Origin of the sequence: Moryella indoligenes, assembly GCF_030812885.1 — a bacterium.
GTDB classification, from domain to species: Bacteria; Bacillota; Clostridia; order Lachnospirales; family Lachnospiraceae; genus Moryella; species Moryella indoligenes.
In genome coordinates, this window is the sequence record NZ_JAUSTO010000014.1 from 24,223 (window position 1) to 42,828 (window position 18,606).

Annotated in this window: 13 protein-coding genes; 2 read left to right on the forward strand and 11 right to left on the reverse strand. The window is 51.8% G+C overall.

Translation table 11 applies throughout. The annotated features are described in order from the left end of the window. Positions 1–21: 21 nt before the first annotated feature. From J2S20_RS09605 to J2S20_RS09640, 8 genes are all read right to left on the reverse strand, one after another. Complete coding sequence (locus J2S20_RS09605) at positions 22–1,782, reverse strand: hypothetical protein (protein WP_307255214.1); 1,761 nt, start codon at positions 1,780–1,782, stop codon at positions 22–24. Beyond that, a complete protein-coding gene (locus J2S20_RS09610) occupies positions 1,772–3,868 on the reverse strand; it encodes a type IV secretory system conjugative DNA transfer family protein (protein ID WP_307255215.1) in 2,097 nt (698 codons plus the stop codon). The genes J2S20_RS09605 and J2S20_RS09610 overlap by 11 nt, the downstream gene beginning before the upstream one ends. A gap of 17 nt (positions 3,869–3,885) precedes the next feature. After that, positions 3,886–4,770, reverse strand: coding sequence for a CPBP family intramembrane glutamic endopeptidase (locus J2S20_RS09615; RefSeq protein ID WP_307255216.1), 885 nt, complete (start codon positions 4,768–4,770; stop codon positions 3,886–3,888). A 9-nt stretch (positions 4,771–4,779) separates the two neighbouring features. Then, entirely contained in the window at positions 4,780–5,064 is a 285-nt protein-coding gene (locus J2S20_RS09620; RefSeq protein ID WP_170065346.1) for an STAS domain-containing protein, read from the reverse strand. 206 nt (positions 5,065–5,270) lie between these two features. Next, entirely contained in the window at positions 5,271–6,554 is a 1,284-nt protein-coding gene (locus tag J2S20_RS09625) for a sensor histidine kinase (RefSeq protein WP_307255217.1), read from the reverse strand. After that, a complete protein-coding gene (locus J2S20_RS09630) occupies positions 6,555–7,232 on the reverse strand; it encodes a hypothetical protein (protein ID WP_307255218.1) in 678 nt (225 codons plus the stop codon). It abuts the gene before it with no gap. After that, positions 7,233–7,607 carry a ferritin family protein gene (locus J2S20_RS09635; RefSeq protein WP_106611443.1) on the reverse strand — a complete coding sequence of 125 codons (375 nt, stop codon included), beginning with the start codon at positions 7,605–7,607 and terminating at the stop codon, positions 7,233–7,235. A gap of 16 nt (positions 7,608–7,623) precedes the next feature. Beyond that, a complete protein-coding gene (locus tag J2S20_RS09640; RefSeq protein WP_106611442.1) occupies positions 7,624–8,424 on the reverse strand; it encodes a response regulator in 801 nt (266 codons plus the stop codon). A gap of 209 nt (positions 8,425–8,633) precedes the next feature. Between J2S20_RS09640 and J2S20_RS09645 the strand changes: the two genes are divergently transcribed. Next, complete coding sequence (locus J2S20_RS09645; protein WP_106611441.1) at positions 8,634–9,269, forward strand: hypothetical protein; 636 nt, start codon at positions 8,634–8,636, stop codon at positions 9,267–9,269. A 127-nt stretch (positions 9,270–9,396) separates the two neighbouring features. Continuing rightward, entirely contained in the window at positions 9,397–13,590 is a 4,194-nt protein-coding gene (locus J2S20_RS09650) for a hypothetical protein (protein ID WP_307255219.1), read from the forward strand. A 74-nt stretch (positions 13,591–13,664) separates the two neighbouring features. Here the strand turns inward: J2S20_RS09650 and J2S20_RS09655 are convergent, their stop codons facing one another. From J2S20_RS09655 to hgdB, 3 genes are all read right to left on the reverse strand, one after another. Further along, positions 13,665–16,589 (reverse strand): putative Ig domain-containing protein, encoded by a 2,925-nt coding sequence (locus J2S20_RS09655; RefSeq protein WP_307255220.1) that lies wholly within the window; start codon positions 16,587–16,589, stop codon positions 13,665–13,667. 141 nt (positions 16,590–16,730) lie between these two features. Further along, positions 16,731–17,126, reverse strand: coding sequence for a YSIRK-type signal peptide-containing protein (locus J2S20_RS09660; RefSeq protein WP_307255221.1), 396 nt, complete (start codon positions 17,124–17,126; stop codon positions 16,731–16,733). A gap of 335 nt (positions 17,127–17,461) precedes the next feature. Continuing rightward, positions 17,462–18,604, reverse strand: coding sequence for a (R)-2-hydroxyglutaryl-CoA dehydratase subunit beta (gene hgdB / locus J2S20_RS09665; protein WP_307255222.1), 1,143 nt, complete (start codon positions 18,602–18,604; stop codon positions 17,462–17,464). Between the last annotated feature and the right edge of the window lie 2 nt (positions 18,605–18,606).

Here is an 18,606-nt window from a genome sequence, read left to right on the forward strand (position 1 = left end):
CCCCCTCCTCTCTTCTCTGATTTATCGCACCTTTACGTTCTTGTTGATATTCCGGAAGAAAAACACAGCCGCCCCGACCAGAGCAAGGCACAGCAGAATGGCGATCACCGCAGCCGTATTGACCTGATATCGGATAACAAAGCTGTACTCGCTGCTGTTTCCCGCCACATCCTTCACGAGAATCCGGTAGCTCCCGGCTCCGTTGACCTCCTGGATCAGGCTGTCCTCTTTGACCAATCTCCCGCCCCGGTAGAGCTGTACCAGCGCCGTATCCTCCGAAAGATACTCGATCTGTGCAAGATTGGCTGACAGATGTACCCTGAAACGCGGAGCTATGCGATCCAGCTTCAACTGGACGGAGCTGCTTCCCGCCGGCCCTTCCAGCTGCAGCTGATATATTCCGTCATTCTTGAGGTATATGCTTCTCCCCTCATTCAGCAGAAGGCTGTCATCCACATCCTTCCCGTCATGACGCAGCAGCCGCACTTTATGGTGCTCCGGAAGATTGATAAAACCCAGATCCGAGACTGCTTCCGCGTCCAAAATCCGGAAGGAGAAAACCGGCCGCTGCTTTTCATAGGCCATTTTGAACTTTACCGACTCGCTCTCGGGGTAGAGCTGATAGCTTCCCGGCTGCTCAATGTATTCTCCCGGAGAAAAATGCTCCACCGGGACACCGTTTCTGCGCAGCGTAAAGCTCAGTGTCTCGTTCTCCGCGATCATGACCGGTTGATTGGTCAGTCCCCCGTCCGGAATATCCGAAAGGAAGCTGTCTCCGGAGCGCAGAGTATGTTTATAAAAGCCCGTTTCGGGATCGTATGTCGTGCTTTCCTTTCCGCTTTCCGGCTTCTTTCCGGCCGTTTCACTGCTGATGAGAGCGGAAAGTCTGTCCTCATTGATCGTTCCGTCATCAGACATGATCCCGTCTTTGATCTCCAGCGCTCCGGAATTTCTCAGTTCCTGTTCCAGTGCATCGCCCTCTCCGGAGACCGGAGCATATCCGGCAGCAGCGCCACTTCCTGCTCCCGCTACGCTCTCTGCGCTTCCTCTTATCTCTGCGCCCCCGGAAGATACCTTTCCGCTCCCTCCCGCCGTGTTCTCATAATCCGGATTCAGTGAGCGGGCAATCTCTGCAAGCTGCCTCTCCTCCCCTGAATCTCCGGATCCGGCCGGAGCTGCCGCAGGCTTTTCCTGAATCCGGAAGCGAAAGCTCCCCTCAAACAGCTTCTGCGCCGAAAACGGCAGGGATTCATTCTCTGCAACAACAAGGGTCAGCAGGTAGCTTCCCCGTTCCGCAAAGGCCTGCCCCCGCTCAAAAGGATACGGCGCCCCGTCTCTGCTTGCCGACACACTGATCTGCTCCGGAATTTCAAAACGTACCGGTTTGTCCGTCCATGTCCCGTTGGCAATATTGCTGTAGAAAAACGCTTTTTCTCCGAGCCCTTCCTCATACAGACGATAATCCTCATGATAGGTCTCCGTGATCCGGACATCCTCTACCACCGGCCCCTGAAACGTATCCTCCGCGGCGCCTCCCGCCCCCGGTCCTGTAGCGTCGGAGACGTCCTGTCCGCTCTTTCCATTTTTCTGCTCTGTCGATCGCCGGCTTCCGCTGCCGTAAATGTTCTCCGGCACAAGACTCCTCGCCTTCTGTCCCGTGCTCTCATTGATTCTCCGGATCACCGAGCCTTCCGAGGCATGCACCTGCTGTACAGCAAGTAACGGCAGCAGCGCCGCAGCCAGAAAAAGCCCCCGCACCTTTTTACGCGTATTATTGTTCATCTCTGCTTTCCACTTTTTCCATATCTTTTCCCTCAGCGCTCTGATCTTCCGCAGCGCCGCGTTCCTCTCCATTCGGATGCAGTGCTTCCTCAGTTTCCTCAGCTTCCCCGAGGTCCTTCTGCTCCAGCACCAGATAATTTCTTTCATCCAAATTGTACAGAACCTCTGCGCCGTAAAAATAATTGTTCCTGACCTTTTCCTCGCTCATCTGTCCGGTCTGATACAGCGGGCACTTGTAAGAGGGTGTGAATTTGGTCCTCAGCGGCGGGTTCCCAAAGGTCACGACAATCGCATTGCCCGAGTTCTTCTGATTGTTCAGCTTCATCAGCTCTGAAGAATAAATCAGCGGACGGGTCTGCAGCGAACTGGATACATTCATCGCGCCGGTTCTGTCCACTGTAGAGGAAGAAACACTTCGGGTCTCCACAGTCATATTTCCGCAGAGCTTTGAAAACTCGTCACAAGTTCCAATGTCATTGGAGCCGATAAACATCTTCAGACCGCAGTTTCCCTTAATGATATTCGCCACTGTGGGGCCGTATACATTGTCAAGCTGTGCAAAGGACTGCACCACCATCTGAAACCATATCTTCCTGCTGCGTCCCACCGTAATCATCTTGTCAAACTTTTCAATTTTGGGCATATTGCCGAACTCATCCAGCAGAAAATACACATTCCGCGGCAGTGACAGATCCTCTCTCGCGGACGCCACCTTAATCAGCGCCTTGTAGATTGAGAGAATAAACACGCCGGCCAGCACATGTCGTGTGTCTTTTTCATCCGGAATTTTCAAAAACAAGGCTGTGGGTTCTTCCGCAAACCGCTCCGGCTGGATATCCGTCGCCGAAGTCATGGCGCAGATTCCTTCATCGTTGAACATCGACAGTTTATCAAACGCGATTGACATATAGGAGGACAATGTCTGCTCCGCGGCAGAGAGCACCTGTCTGGAAAGTCCCACTGCCTTGGAGGTTTTTTCTCTCCCCTTAAAGAAATCTTTCAGGGCTGCAAACTCATCCTCCGAATTACTGATGGCCTTATTGAGATTGTAAAAGCAGAATTTATCTTTGGTCATTTCCAGCTCCGGCGTCTCGCTGTCCTCCAGCATAGCCAGAAGCGTTGCCAGAATAATAGATCTGGCGCCTCTTTCCCAGACCGGATCATTCTGTGATTCAATCGGGCAGATTACCGATACCAGATCATTCAGATCCTCATAGACGCCGTCGTAAATACGCTGCCGCTCACTGTGAATCTCCTGAATCAGCTGACGGCGATCGCTGTAAGCCCTCCCTTTATACTCGTACCAGCACTCTTCGTAGCTCTCCGGCTCATTGCAAAGCTCCAGCCCACCCGCGTGCTCAATGCTGTCTGTCCTCTCATAGATTTCATCTCCGGTATGGAAATATTCCTGGTAGCGATCATAGATATCTCCCAGCGGATTCCAGCGGAACGAGCTGTAGGGATCGCGGAGATCCAGCACCATACACTGATATCCCCGCTCCTTCAGCATGGCCGAATGAAGCTGAAACAGCTCGCCCTTAGGATCAGTACAGATCATTGAGGAGCCGGCTCTCGTGTGCCCCAGAATCTGAATCGTCGGATTGATAAAGGTTGTGGTTTTTCCTGAGCCCGTAGCACCGATAATAATGCCATGTGCCGGCTTCATCAGGTTCAGCTCAAGCTCTCTCCGCTTCTGGTTGTAAACGGCATACAAAGGTATTCCGTCCTGCTTCTCCTTCTCCAACCTTGAAAACAGCTTTCTCGGAAAGTTTTCATCCCGTTCCTCATCCTCCATGAAGCGGGCATTCTCAAGCGCTCCCTCTATACGCTGCGCTCCGCTCTTTCGATAGCTGTCCTTCAGCACATTCTTTGTGCGCCGTCCGATGCCTCCAATATGGAAAATATGATACAGAAGCGCCATGAGTATGGTCTCCACCGTCCCGTAGAGCAGCGTCGTGCCTGAAAAGAGCCTTTCCATTCCGCTTTCCGGGGAAAAGCCCTCCGGTGTAAATCCTCCCAGAAGGAATCCGGTCAGCCCCCCGATCAGACAGATCGAAACAGCGGCTCCCGCTATATATACCGTCATTTTTTTCAGAATATTTTTCATTTGCGCTTCCCTCTGAAATTTTTGATTCCCCATCGAATCGCTGCGCGGCCAAGCTCCGGAACACTCCTCTCAAAATATCCGGAAAGCAGCCAAAGCATTCCTCCTGCCGTCAAAAACAGCAGCGCGAGAAGTACCGCCGTGTCCATCCGTCCTCTCATTTCCGGATTGGCTCTGTAAAGAACCGCCAGAACTGCAGAGGGCAGGTTGAACCCAATGTGAAGAAAAATCCCATACAGAATATTGTCCTCCCGGATAGAAAGCACGGCCAGCAGAAGTCCTGCCGGAAACGCATACAGCACCCATATCGGATTCACATGACAGATTGCAAAAAGGATGGCACTTCCAAAAACCGCTCTTCGCAGACCGAAACGCCTCAGCATGGTGTTCAGCATGTAGCCGCGAAAGACAACTTCCTCCAGCAGCGGCGACAGGAGTGATACCGTAATCACGGAAAACAGAAGATCCGGTCCCTCCAGCAGCCCCGCAACACTCTCCCGGTAGCCTGCGGTCCCGGCTCCTCCCAGTGTGATGAGGGCGGAAACAAACAGCGACAGAGCCCCCCCAAAGAGAACAAACAAAGCCGCTCTTCCCGCCCTAAAGCTCTCGGGAAATAACGTTGCATCCTCACAGAAGCTCTCTCCTCTGCGGGAAGATCTCCAATACAGAAGAAACAGAGAGCACGCCATCCCCGCTGCGGTATAGAAATTCCCTCCATACCGGAAAAACTCCGCCCGGCTCATTTCCCCATGAAACAGCAGATAACCCAGCGCCATACACAGCGACGGCATGCAGATATAAAGCAGGAGCGGCGATACCGCTTTGCCCATCCCGGCCAGTATCATCCATGCCTTCTGTTCTCCTGTCATTCCGGAAAATTCCATGTTCTCTCCTTATTCAATATTGAGGACCCCTGAAAAGCCCGTCACATCAAAAATCTCTTCTACAGATTGCGCCACATGTCTCAAGACCATGCGTCCGCTCCTCTGCTTCATGCTCTTCTGTGCGGACAGGAGAAATCTGAGTCCTGCCGAGCTGATATATCTGGTCTCCTCCATATCAATGATCAGCAGCTTAGGCATCTTATCCAGCAGCGTTTTCAAGGCCTGCTCTGCCTCTGAAGCCCCGGCATCATCCATTCTTATCGCAGTTCTGTAAATCGTATTATTTCCTGTCATGGCACTCCTTTCCGCCTGTTTCTCTTCCGAATATATTCCCCGAAGAAATCTCATCCTGCAATCTCTCCGCATGAATCTTCCTCCCAATATCCCAAATACAGAGGGATTCTACATAAATCATAGACACAAAAGAGACACACAAAAAACGCCGGACGGGTATCCATCCGGCATTTTCCGCTCATTCCTGCGGCTGCTCCGCAGCGCATTCAGTTCAGCATAACTTCCATCATCTTCGGGATTCTGATCCTTGCCACCGTGCCTCCGCCTTCTCTGTTTTCGATTTCCAGGCTTCCATGCACCATGAGCTCCAGGCGCTCTCTTACATTGCTGATCCCGATATGACTCCTTCCGATCTCCTGCACCTCATCCGCATGATACCCGATCCCGTCATCAATCACCTCCACCTGATAATAGGCGTCATGCTCTGTGCTCCGAATGATTACGCTCCCGCCGTCCGGCGCCTGCCCAACGCCGTAGCGCACAGCATTCTCCACCAGCGGCTGCACAGTAAGCGGCGGCAGTCTGAAATCCAGAGTTTCCAGATCGTAGATAATTTCCAATTCATCCTCATAGCGCAGCTTCTCCAAAAACAGATAATTTCGGATGTGCGTGAGCTCCCGTTCAAAGGGAACATTGTCCTCCACACCGATCGAATCCAGATTTCCTCTCAGATAGTCGGAAAATTCTGCGATCGCCTGCTGTGCCAGACCGGCATTCTTTTCACAGAGATAATAAATCGCATTCAGCGCATTATAAAGAAAGTGCGGCTGAATCTGGCTCAGCATAATGGCAACCCTGCTTCTTACCAGTTTTTCTTCTTTGAGCTTCAACTCTATATTCTGTTCGATATGAAGAATCGTATACATTACAATGACTGAAAGTGTAACCGCGAGATAAACGAAAGGGATGCCCAAAGGAGGCAGCATCTCCCGAAGCATCAGAGAGATGACAACACTGAATATGTAGCTGATAAACGCAATTCCATCACGCTTTCCCAGCTCCTCGAAAAACAATACAATCAGAATACAGTCATAACTCACAAGACTCAGTGCAATGACCTGCGACACCCCAAAAAACGGCCCCCGAAAATAATCTCCGTCAACGATGGTATATGCAGCTCCTGTCCAGAAGGAGCTGACCCACATCAAGCCTCCCGCCAGAGCAACAGCGAAGCCCAGATGACCCAGCCACATGGATATCTGTTTTTTTTCCCGGATATTGAGAACCAGATAATAATGAAAAATAGCAAGCAAATTATAGGCAAAGCACGTAGACACAAGAAAAAAGACCTCTGAAAGCAGCCCCATTTTTCCTGATGGAGAGAGCAGATAAGAAACTGCATCCGCCACCAGAAGCATAAACAGGGCAAACAGAAGGATATTCAGTACTATTCGTTTTGGTGTCGCCTTTGAAATAAAATGACTCTCAATCAGCAGAACCAGTATAATCAGTGCTGCAAAAGCCTCCAGCATGCCGTGTGTATAATTCATCTACCATTTCCCTGCTGTCTTTCCACCCTTTGTTTTGTTCCTCAGCGTACTTCTCAGCTCCTGCACCCCTCCGGCAGGATTTTCTCTGCCGCCCACCTTTTCCATCAGCCCTCTGAAGGAAATCTTCCTTTTGCTTTCTTTCAGTGGAAGCAGCTCTGACGGGCGAAAGCAGAGCTCCTGCCGGCTCCGTTCCCTGTAAAATGTAATCTCCGGCTCTCTCCCGCTCTGGCCGGAAAAGGCCTCCGCCAGCTCTCCCTCCGAAAGGTTCCTGACCACATGACAAATCATCTCAAGACAATTTACAGTGCTCACCTCCGGCATATGATATTTCTGCTTGTAGCTCACACCATCTATTTTGAGATTCTCAACCACATCACTCACCAGTCCCGGAAGCTCTGCAATATCTCTGTCTCCATCATAGAAGAGTCTGGCAAACTGATGCTGATACTGCTCCTTCATCGTGCGTTTTTCCTGTCTTCCGCTTTCCTGATACCAGAAATTGCTGTCTCTCTTCTCCGGCTTTCCCGGCATATATTCCATCTGTGCGAGAAAGCGCTTCCTGTCCAGAGGGCTGATTTTCCCGTGCAGCGCCCTGTCGAGATATTCCTGCACATCATAGCCCGGATCCCGAAAAGCGCCTCTGATCCGGTCGGCGTACATGATCTTTCGTTCTCTCATTTATTTTCCCGCCTTTTTCTCTGCAGCATGAAGTGCCTTGCAGGCTCCGATTTCTCTGAGCTCCTTTGTCCGGTGCTCGCACTGCAGCTTTTTCAAAAGCTCTGCAAAACTGATGCGTTTTCTGAAGCCGTCCTCCCAGGGCGGAGAGGTGCGAGTCTTCTCTCTCCCCTCTCGGCCTTCTACAAAGGCCCTCCACGATGTCTTCAGAAACTCCTCCACCCCTGCCAGCAGTTCCTTATCGGACGCAGCCGATGCATTTTTACAGTTCGGGTTCATACCGCAGGCTACCAGCATGCGAAATATTTCCTGCCGCCTCTCCTCTGTCAGATCCGGGTTGAGAAGTTCCTGATACAGCAGATTCACATCATAAATCATAAGTTCTCCGTGTCCTTTATAATTCTCCCATGCGTCTCTGATAATCATCCATGAGAGCCGCATTTGTAAATTCTGTCCAGCTGTACTGCGTCATGTACTCTCCATAGTACTCGTCCCTGTTCCCATCCAGCCACCTGTAGTAGTCGCAGTTCACCTCATCTCTGCGAATTCCCATCTTGCCCCATGCACGGGTAATCAGCTCTCCCTCTCCGATTCCTTCCAACACAGAGCAGAGATCGGCCCGAAGATTTTTCAAATACGAAATTCTCTTCTCGGAATTGCACTCATCCTCCCACAGGACTGCCATCAGCTCACTGTTGCTGCACATCGCCCCGTTTCGATCAACCAGATAAGCCAGCAGTTCTTTGGTTTTATTGTACTTAAACTTAAGCGGCGTTCCGTCAAAGAAGACTTCAAAGTTCCCGAAGCATTGCAGCTGCAGCAGATGTTTTTCCTCTCTGATCGGAAATCTGAGGTTGTCTATCTCATTCTTGATTTTCTCCGGCGTGACCGGCTTCATGACATAGCCGCTGGCGTGAATCGCAAAGGCGTCACAGGTATACTGACTGAATCCGCTTGCAAAAATGAGGTTGATGTCGCCGAACTTCTTCTTGATTTCCTGCGCGAGATCAATCCCGTTCATTTTCTTCATTTCCACATCCAAAAACACCACCTCCGGAGTCTCCGTCCGGATCGCCTCAAGAAGCTCCTTTACTTTTCTAAACCCCCGTACTTCCGCCTGCGGAACAGCTTTCCTGATTCCACTGATCAGCGCCTCCAGAGCAAGCCTTTCATCATCAATTGCAAAAATCAGCATACAGACTCTCCATTCCTTTTCTGCCCATTGCGTTTAGTTCTATCATATCAATAGACACAAAATAGTTACAGGCTTTTCTTTCCGTGTGTCCTTTCTGTGTCTCTTTCCCTGCTATCTTTCTCTATACCTGGCTGTCTTTGTCTATGCCTATCCGTATGTGCCTGCACTTTCAGGCACATGATCCTCACGTTCTGAAAGGAGCCTCTTTTATGGATACTCAGATCATAGCTCATACCTATGGAACATTGTTAAATTTTATGCCGGATCTCAGAGACTGTCCGCCGGTCATTCTCTGCGCAGGACTGCTTCTCTCAATGGCATGCTGCCTCGAGGGATATCATCTCCAGAAGTTGTTGGTCTGTATCATCTCTTTTTCTCTGGGCTATTCTCTCGCAGTCGAACAGCTGCCTCTGTTCTTTGATCTGCGTCCGGATTACCTGCTTCCGGCCTCTCTCGCTGTCGCGATCTGTCTGGCCGCGCTCGCATGGAAAATCTATCTGTCCGGCATTTTTTTCGCCGTTTTTCAGCTTTCACGAACCATACTGCCAAATATATTCAGTCATGAACTTCATGCGCCGCTTGTATCCCTCGCGGCTTCTCTGATCTGTGCCAGGCTTGCCGTAAAGCTGAACCGAACTATCATGATCGCGATTACCGCTGTCATCGGCGGATTCGCCATGGTACATTTTTTTCTTCGTCTTCTCCCCGTTTTCCCTTTTGCTCTGCACTTTCCTCCCTCCGGAAGCCCGGTCTACCTCTACGCCAGGATTTTTCTCTCTGCCGCAGGAGCGGCCGTTCAGCTGCTGACTCCGGAAAGAGCCGGCGCTGTCGTACATTCCTGCTGATGAATCCGAAGCCTCCGGCTTCTTCCACTCTCACAATGTCACTTTTGTGTCCATTTACGTAGTAAACTGCAAAAACCGACAGAAAAAATGAATATATCAAGCTGAAGCACAGAAAGGAGTACACAGCATGCCATATAATATAACAGGCGACAGCATTACAGAAGGAACCTATGAAGGCGGGCTTCTTGTCAATCAGAACATAAAACAGACCATTGAAGCGGGAAGCGCCGGAAACTTCTTTCATTTTACTCCCGTTGAAGGGTCAGACAGCTACACCATGACACCGCGTATGCCGGAGTACGGAAGCCTTTCTCAAGACGGAGTGGTATTCCGGATGCGTGTCAATAACAATCGCCTGGTGAAGGGAATTGCAAATCAGTTCCTTTCCGACGATGGCAGCCTGGATTATGCAAAGGGCTTTGCCTTTCTGAATGAGCTGGACGCCCGCCTCGGACTCTCTGAAGCTCCCGTCAGTCTGGAAGCTCTGCGAAGCGGAGTTGATGCCCGCATGCATGGGCTTGACTGGCTTGCCACGACACTCCGGATCCCCGCGACAGAACGCGGCGATTTCCGCAACTTTGCAGAAGCCATGTTTTTTAATCATGAGGAAAGCCGCATTGCCCCTTACATGGGAGGGAATTTCTCACTGATATGGGGCGGCTATATAGCGGCAGGACTGGCTCTCGGCGATGAGTCTCTTCGTGTGCAGCTCTCTGCGGACACGGGAATGCGCGAAAGACTTCAGCTGAATCTGCGCGAACAGGAAAAAGCCTCCGCCGAGCTTCTCCGCTATGCGCACATGGACCCTGAAGCTGAAATGGCTCTGATCTGCCCTACGGAATGCAGCGGAAGCCTTCACAGCAACCGCCTGATCTGGGACTATGCAAACAATGCCGACATTCTTATGGGGAAGGCGGGAAAAAGCGTGCCGCCGACATCCTACAGCGTCAATCTCGAAGCGCGGGATCAGGAAAACCGGAGCCGGTTGGAGACAGAAGTAAGCGATGCGCGCAGCCGGCTGGACAACTGGGTGTTTCAGCATGCGCAGGATGGTGATTCCTCTCAGAACCGGCAGCTTTCCGCTCTCTCTGACGCTGTGGCAGATGCCCAGAAGGCCGTTCAGCATTTCGACGACACTCTCGGGGAGCGCAAATGGGATCAGCACGTAGCAACACAGATCGGAAGCTTCACCGCTGCAAACGGAAAGACTTACCAGCTGACACTGGAAGCATTCGCTCCGGAAGCGGATTCCTTTATGCATCATCCGGGCATGACAGATGCCGTTTCCATCGGGATTTTTGAGAATGAGGAGAACTTCCGGAAACACTATTTTAAAAATGCCCATATTCCGGCAGACGGCATCACGGAGGACTTCTGCCTGAGAAAACAAAAAGCGAAAGAAGAACAGATTCTTCAGCTGGAGAAGAACAGTCTCTTTAACGAAATCTATCAGCCGCTCCGGGATTTTTCTCCCTATGCTGAGCGCGCTTATCTTGGACTGAAGGAAGACTATCATAAATTTTCCATCGGGGAAGAGTGGGAAAACAATCGAAACCAGCGCGGTTATAAGCCTGTCATGGGAAGCCGGGGATATACTACCAACGAGCTGGAATATGAATTCAAGAACGATCTGCGCAATGCAATCATGCTTGAGAGCCGTATTCCCGACGCACACCGTGATAACTACCGCACTTTGGTCAATACCCTGGATCAGATCATGGAGCGAGCGGAAGCCTATGGAAAAGCAAAGCTGAATTTTAACGGTGTCTCTTCTCTCATTCAGGCGGAGCATGGCTCAGAGGAGCTCCTAAACCGCTCCTATCTCTATACCGGCGAGCTGGAAGAAAAGGATATAGACCTTCGCCTGGCCCGTACAGCCGCAAGAAGTATTCTCACCTCTGCGCTGAACGGAGGCGAGCAGGTAAACCATATCAACAATGAAGAAAAGGAAGCTCTGACAAACTTTCTTTCCGGAAGCGGTGCCAGCTTCGAGTCCCTCGTCGATATGGCGAAAACATTGAACGGAAAGCTCCTGCCCATCAATCAGGTCCGCATGGACATACAGGCTCCGGAGGATCAGATTGCAAATGATTTCATAGCTGCTGCACATGCTTCTGATATGAGCCTGCGGGCAAGGGAGTTCGCTGTTCATAATTTTGATGCGGCCTTCTCCACCGTCTTCCCGAAATCCATGCTGAAGACGGACGATCACCGGATATTTGATGATATCTATATCAATGGCGAAAGTGCCGGAGAGCGTTTCCGCCGCAGTCATATGCAGTATCTCTCTTCTGAAGACAAGAAGATTGAGATTATGAAGCATATTACGGACAATAAAAGAGTTGATTTCGCTGTGCGGGATGAGAAGAACCTGTCTGCAGGCGCTGCGGCCTCCGGGGCAGAGTCCCTGTATGCTGACCACGGTCTCCGCTTCGTCCCCGTGAATGTGTCGTCCGACATTCCTCTGCTTGCCTCCCGCTTCCTCCGGAAAGCGCCTGCTCCGGAAATGGATCCCGCAGCACAGCTTCGCAGTGCATCGCAGCTTGAAGCTCCTGCATCTCTCTCCGGCGCAGCTCTGTATCACCACGCCCCCCTGTCGGCGGATCCGGCGCTCATGCGAGCCTCCGGCGCTTCCGCCGATCACCTGCTGATAACAGAACAGCAGAAAAATCTTCTCTCCTCGGCCAATCCGCTCCTCGGCTTCCAGCCTCAGACGATGGAAGATGGAGAGACCCGCTACCGGGCACAGCTCCGTATGCCGGAATACGTCTACTCCGCTGAAGGGCAGCAGATCAGCTTTCGGCAGAACTACAACTATCTGCTTCGCGGTATGAGTCAGATGCTTCTGAATGGACACGGAGAGGTGACGCCTGCGACAGCAGAACGTGCCGGCCTCTTTGCGCAGCAGGCACAGCTGATGTTTTCGGAGTCCCGGGATCCCAGAAACCCCGCCGCAGCTCCTGATGAGGTGGCGGCTTACCGTGACCAGTGGCTCGCAGATCAGCTGAACATCCCGGGCAATGCACGGGTCTCCTTCGGGCAGTTCCAGAAAGAATTCTTCCTTCCCGGAAGCTCCGATGCGCTGCTCGGTAATTCATTCCTGCATTCCTTTGCAGAATTTTCCGAGCGAATCGCCGGCAGTCAGGAGCTGGAAAAACAGATTGGAAGCAGCGTCATGAAGTCTGTACACACCGAACTTACGCAGACCTCCGAGCTGCTGCGCTCTCTCGCTGCAATCGACCCGGTGGAGTCCAGAAGAGCGTTTCTCCCTCTTTCTGAGGGCGCAGGCTTTCTGAATAAGATCCAAAGTCTGAGTGCTTACCCCCATCCGGAGATTAAAGCAGATCTGCTCTCCGCCGGAAACCAGGGGCAAGCTCCCGGTGCCTATGCCGCAGCGACTCTGGAAAACCGACTGATTACAGTGGAACTCCCCCGCAGCAGAGCTTCCGACTACCTGAACAATGCTCCGTTTTCCGATGAACTGCAATTCGGCGTCTATGGAAGCAGAAAGGACTTCACCCGTTATCAGGAAGCTATGCAGAATACAGAAGGCCGTATGACCGGAAATGAATATACCCTGTATAATGCCGGAATGGAGGCTTCCGCAAGAGCTGCCAATCTTCTTGCAGCACCCTGCCCAGATGCTCCGGTACTTTCCGGAAGTATCAGCAACGGCCTTTATCAGACTCTGGCACAGAATATCATTCAGACACCGGAGGAAAAAGCAAATACCGCCATGTGGGCACTTGAAGAGCTGACCGGCGCAAAAATTCTCGGAAACAGTGCGCCGGATCTCTCCCTTGTACGTTCTGCTCTATCCCGCGTTTGCCTGAATGGCGTTCCCTTCAGCCGGAATACTGAGAATGGTCTGAATCCCGAGAACCTGCAGTCCTCCCTGGTCGACTTTACCGACCGACTCACGGACTACCTGAATATACAGAATCATTCCGCGGATCACCTGAGTGTCCTGTCAGACGGAAAGCTGGAAAGCGTATGCTACAATCCGCCTGAGCCCACCGCTCCCAGAACCAGCGTACACTTCTTCAGCAGCGGAAAGCGGAAAATGGCCCACCAGCTGGAGGTGCAGGACTACGAAGAGGCTCAGCTGCTCTCCCGGCAGTGGGAGGAACGAAATACCCTGCGCAGAGAAGAATGCCGGAAGCTCGGGAAAGCGCAGCCGGCAGAAAAAAACCGCATCTGCTTTGAGGAGCTTCAAGAGCGGAACAGCTCCTTCAAAGCTGCACCGCACAAAAAGCCTGTGGACAGAACCAGCCATCGGATGCCCTCTGTCCATGACAGGAGCCGCACAAATTCACTGTGATTTCACTGTAATAAGCGAGAGAGGGGGGCTGATGCCCCCCTCTCTCGCTTCTCAAATATTCATTGCTCTTTCTGTTACTGCTTATTTCTCTTAATCCTAAACAACAGCAGGAGGCTGCTTACAATCCCCGCCAGCAGCGCATATAAAGCGCGGGTCGCACTCTCTCCTGTCTTCGGTAAGGACCTTCCGGATCTCTCCTGCTTGGCAAGAATCGGCTCTACACCGTGATTTGACGCTGTGCTGTCCGGCACGGGCTGCTCCTCCGCCTTCACTTCCGGAATGTTCTGCTGCGGAATAACAGGCAGCGGCATATACCTCTTGCTGGCATGCTTTCCGGTTACAGTTCCGCCTCCACCGTTTCCTGAACCGCCTCGCCTTCCGGCATTGGAATCTGTAGCCTTATCCTTTTCTTGGGCATTGGAATCTGTGGCCTTATCCTTTTCTTGGGCATTGGAATTTGTGGCTTTGTCCTTTATCTCACCTTCGCCATCTGCATTTTTCCGGACTTTCAGCACGATTCTCCTATGAATAGAACCATTGCCGTTGGTCACTGTCACAGGGATGACAAACGTTTTTTCTTTCTCCTCCTTTTCCCAGTCCCCTTCATCAATCTCCACCGTTCCACTTATCGTTCCCGCCGCTTTATCATAGCTGAGTCCGAGTGGAAGGTCTTCTACCTCTACTTTTGCCGCCGGATCCGAAGCGGTAATCTTAATTTTCCGAATCGGCTGATTCTCCTTGACGCTCTGATTCCCGTTCGTAATGGTAACATCCGGCATCTCAGGAATATCGGGGCGAGACTCTGCATCCTTGGGGTCGGAGCCTTTTGCCTTCTCCTCCTCATCACTGATTCCGTCCCCGTCGTCATCGTCATCGTCGATGTCCGCTATTCCGTCCCCGTCCGTGTCCCTCAGCACCTCTACCGGCACCTTCACGGTCTCACTCTGGCCGTTCGCCTCTACCTTCACGGGGATCTCCACCGTCTGCTTCTCATAGTTTGCGCCTCCCTTGTCGTCGCTCCATGTAAGACCATTCGGTGTTCCCGTCAGCTTCCCCTCTCCGTCCACATTCAGACCCTTCGTCTCGGTTCCGCTGATCGTCGCATTCGGCAGGTTCGGTTTCACAACGGTCTGGTTCGCCTTCACAGGCTTCCCCTCCGTCGCCTTCTCCGCTTCCTTCACCTCGCTCTTCAAGGTGTCCGCTTTCTTCGGCGTCGTATCCCGTTCGTCCGGGATTCCGTCCCCGTCGTCATCGTCATCGGCGATGTCCGGGGTTCCGTCCCCGTCCGTGTCCCTCAGCACCTCTACCGGCACCTTCACGGTCTCACTCTGGCCGTTCGCCTCTACCTTCACGGGGATCTCCACCGTCTGCTTCTCATAGTTTGCGCCTCCCTTGTCGTCGCTCCATGTAAGACCATTCGGTGTTCCCGTCAGCTTCCCCTCTCCGTCCACATTCAGACCCTTCGTCTCGGTTCCGCTGATCGTCGCATTCGGCAGGTTCGGTTTCACAACGGTCTGGTTCGCCTTCACAGGCTTCCCCTCCGTCGCCTTCTCCGCTTCCTTCACCTCGACTGTCAGTTCTATATTCTCTACTGTGAACGGCGTACCTATTGCGCTGTGCCTTCCGGTGGCATCGAACGCCACCAGCACATATCTCGTGTGGTCCTCCAGTGTATTCTTCGGAATTGTCAGAGAAGTATTCGCCGCCCCGGCCTTGAACTCCTCCACCGCCATTTGCACCTTTGCATCCGTCACGCCCTGGAGCTCCTCCGGCGCGAAGGAGCCGACACCGCCGGCTTCCGTCGGCTCAATGTATTTCCTGACGCCGATTCTGATCTCTGTCTCGGCACTCGTGATATCAATTTTCTGATCCTCTGCATCGTCGAACTCTGGTGTCAGCGAGGTGTCCTTTCCAAGAGAGATATTCAGGGTGCTGTCCTGCTTATTGTCCAGCTTGTTTTCCTTGATGTCGGCCGTCTCAGGCGCCTGCACCAGAAAGTCCTTTGCGTCCTTCGGATCCGTCTTGTCCGTCAGAAACTCGTCGCCGTCGCTTCTACCGTCTCCATCGCTGTCATAGTTCTTCGGATTCGTCCCAATATGCAGCTCAGTGAAATCAAAAAGGCCGTCTCCGTCAGAATCGTTCACTTGCAGGTAGGAGTTGGTATAAGAATCCTTCAGCACTTTAGGCTCCGCACCATTATCTACCGTTGTCTTTGTCAGCCCGCCCGTCTGACCGATATTGCCATCCGGATAGTCTCCGACCATCCACGAGGCAAAATTCAGCTGAGTGTTATTTTCCTGAATATACTTGTTAATCGCCTTCGCAAACTCATTTTCCTTGACAGAATTCTTCAATTTATACTGAATCGTGTAGCTTCTGGACTGTCCCGTGTCTCCTGCGAAGACAAGATCTCCCAGTGTTTTTCTTGCGCTGTTCAGATCTTCGAGAGCTGCCCTCTTATCCCCGTTTCCGCTTGTATCCACATCGGTGATGCTGATGGACGGCGTTTTTGAGCTGTCAATCAGACCGTGATCTGCCTCGCTGACTACAAGACTGATCGGCTCCTTGGTGAAATCTCCAACTTCATTTGATACGCCAAGCTTTATCGAGCTGAGATCAATGTACGGAAGCAGCGCTTCCGGAATCTGTTCCCTGATATAGACTACCCACGATAGATTAGCTGATACAAACTGCATGTCCGGTTTAAATGTATGTACAGACCTAATCGTATTGTGATAACTATCGAAGCTTACATTCTGAGTCACTCTGCCGGATGTAAAATTTTCCCCTCCTCCAGTCCAGTATGCCGTACTGCCATTGTTCAGCATATTCTGCTTCAGAATATATCCGGAGGACAGACTCTCCTCTGCCATAATATTCTGATTTGTGATCCAGGCGGAAGAGAAGTTCAGCCGCTTATCCGCGAATCCCAGGGAGTCCAGTGTCTTTCCGTCCTTCAGCGTGATCTTAATATCTGTATTGGTGACAGCACCGATCACTGCATAGCGGAATGGGTTTGGGTTAACGATCCCTATCTTCCAGAGTAAGCCCGGCTTAATCTTCTCTCCATCAATGTACTCTACCTTCGTAAAGCTGTTATTACCAACCGTGATATCGGCAATCTGCTCATAGAACTCCGGCTAAGAGAACCAGAGCAGAAAATGGCCGGCCAGCGGATAGGTCACATTGGTTCCCCATCCCGCTCCAAAATCGGACCACTTACTGTGTGTCAGAATGATATTCCCCTGCGCATCCACTTCCTTGTACTCCGTGCCGGCGTAGCGCAGATTGCTCGCCCCAATCCCTGAGACGTTGATCGGCAGATCAGCATCCACGCTTCTCGTCTGTATACCCCTCCCCGTATTCAGAGGCGCATATATCCCTGCTACAACGGTCACAGGCTGCCCCAGAAACAGAAGAAATCCCAGCATACAGGACACCAGCCCGATCGACAGCTTGCGCAGATTGTACAGAGGCCGCCTCATTTCTCCTCTTTTCTTTCTCTCCTCAATCAATTTTTTCCACTGTTCTTTCATATCTCTTTTTCTCTCCTTTTTCCGAATGCTTTCAGCTCTTGTCACAGCTTTCACGGCGAAATGCGGCAAAGCTCATTTCTCCGGAATCCTCTCTGTGCTTCCTGTCCGATCGCCGGATTTTACTTATAAAATCGTAAAGTATACTAATATATAGTATAGACTTCCCTGTGATAAAAGCAATTCTTTCGTTGAATTTATAGGGTTTCTCTATTTTTTGCAAAAAAATTCCAGAAATCGCTGCGTTTATTATAGCCCCTTTCTTCTTTCCGAAAAAAGCCGATATGCAAACGGACGCCGCAAGCAGCGGCGCCCGTTGAAAGAAAAAAGATGTTTATTTACAGAGAAAGCACATCCGCGAAGGCCTGAATCGCAGTGCGGGCCTGTCCGAAATCGCGCATCTGCTGGTCAATGCCGAGCTTAATATGCGGGATCCCTGCATTGTCCAGAGCCTTCTTGAGATAGGGGTATTCCATCTCCTCCGGGTCACAGAACTGCTGCATGAAGAGCACCAGTCCCTGCGCACCGCTGTTCTTCACGAGGTCAGCGACGTATTCACCGCGGCGGTTCTCCGAGGACTTCGGGTCATAGAGCAGAACATCGTGGTCGATGTTTGCATACTGCACCGCGAGATCGCGCATCGGATTCTCTGTCTCCGGTGCATCGGTCTTAAAGGAGCGGCTCTCGTGTGCCACATCATCCGCTGCAATGGCAATATGATTCTCCTCAAATGCCGCAAGAAGCTTCGGGTTGTCGCAGATGATGCCGCTGGTCACAACCTTGGTTCCCTTCCAATCACATACCGGGAGCTTTTCGAGCTCTGCATTCAGCGCCTCAAGCTTCTCAGTGTACTCGTCCTTTGCCATGAACCATGCAGACTTCAGGACATACATTCTCTTGGTCGGTGTAATCACGTCGCAGTGATCGCTGGCGAGCTTCACAAATGCGCGGCGCGCTCTGCGGCTGCGGTTATAGAGCTTAATGGTTCTCTGTAGATCCTCCGGAGTGATCGCCTTGGAGGCGATCTTCTCCAGCTGCTTCTTCACATCATGATACTGATCCATCGTGAACTGCAGACCCCAGTCAGCAAAGCGGTTCTGCGGATGCGCGAGGAAGATCACCGGAAGCTTATCGCCCATCGCGACGCGGATGTTCTGAGACATCGGGCGAAGCGTGTCACAGATCGTGGGGGTGATAACGCCGTCCAGATCCTTCATGGTGCCATCCAGCAGCATTTCCAGCGCGAGCTGAGCAATGGTGCAGTAGAAGGTCGCGCAGTACTCCTTGGCGCGGCTGATAGTCTTCGTATTGCTGCCCCAGATTCCCATCGGAACCATGCCTGCTGCATAAACCAGCTCCTCCGGTGCATAGTACGGAAGAACACCGATTACCTTTTTGCCTGCTGCCTTGTATTTTTCGAGCTGAGCCTTCGGATTAGCGGAGACTTCAGCGAATTCCTTCAATAAAGCTTCGATACTCATTC

Excerpts from the sequence above, each read along its gene's own strand:
- J2S20_RS09610 (WP_307255215.1), bottom strand. The coding sequence starts at position 3,868 with ATGACGGTATATATAGCGGGAGCCGCTGTTTCGATCTGTCTGATCGGG.
- J2S20_RS09615 (WP_307255216.1), bottom strand. The coding sequence starts at position 4,770 with ATGGAATTTTCCGGAATGACAGGAGAACAGAAGGCATGGATGATACTG.
- J2S20_RS09625 (WP_307255217.1), bottom strand. The coding sequence starts at position 6,554 with ATGAATTATACACACGGCATGCTGGAGGCTTTTGCAGCACTGATTATA.
- J2S20_RS09620 (WP_170065346.1), bottom strand. The coding sequence starts at position 5,064 with ATGACAGGAAATAATACGATTTACAGAACTGCGATAAGAATGGATGAT.
- J2S20_RS09630 (WP_307255218.1), bottom strand. The coding sequence starts at position 7,232 with ATGAGAGAACGAAAGATCATGTACGCCGACCGGATCAGAGGCGCTTTT.
- J2S20_RS09645 (WP_106611441.1), top strand. The coding sequence starts at position 8,634 with ATGGATACTCAGATCATAGCTCATACCTATGGAACATTGTTAAATTTT.
- J2S20_RS09605 (WP_307255214.1), bottom strand. The coding sequence starts at position 1,782 with ATGAACAATAATACGCGTAAAAAGGTGCGGGGGCTTTTTCTGGCTGCG.
- J2S20_RS09660 (WP_307255221.1), bottom strand. The coding sequence starts at position 17,126 with ATGAAAGAACAGTGGAAAAAATTGATTGAGGAGAGAAAGAAAAGAGGA.
- J2S20_RS09640 (WP_106611442.1), bottom strand. The coding sequence starts at position 8,424 with ATGCTGATTTTTGCAATTGATGATGAAAGGCTTGCTCTGGAGGCGCTG.
- J2S20_RS09635 (WP_106611443.1), bottom strand. The coding sequence starts at position 7,607 with ATGATTTATGATGTGAATCTGCTGTATCAGGAACTTCTCAACCCGGAT.
- hgdB (WP_307255222.1), bottom strand. The coding sequence starts at position 18,604 with ATGAGTATCGAAGCTTTATTGAAGGAATTCGCTGAAGTCTCCGCTAAT.
- J2S20_RS09650 (WP_307255219.1), top strand. The coding sequence starts at position 9,397 with ATGCCATATAATATAACAGGCGACAGCATTACAGAAGGAACCTATGAA.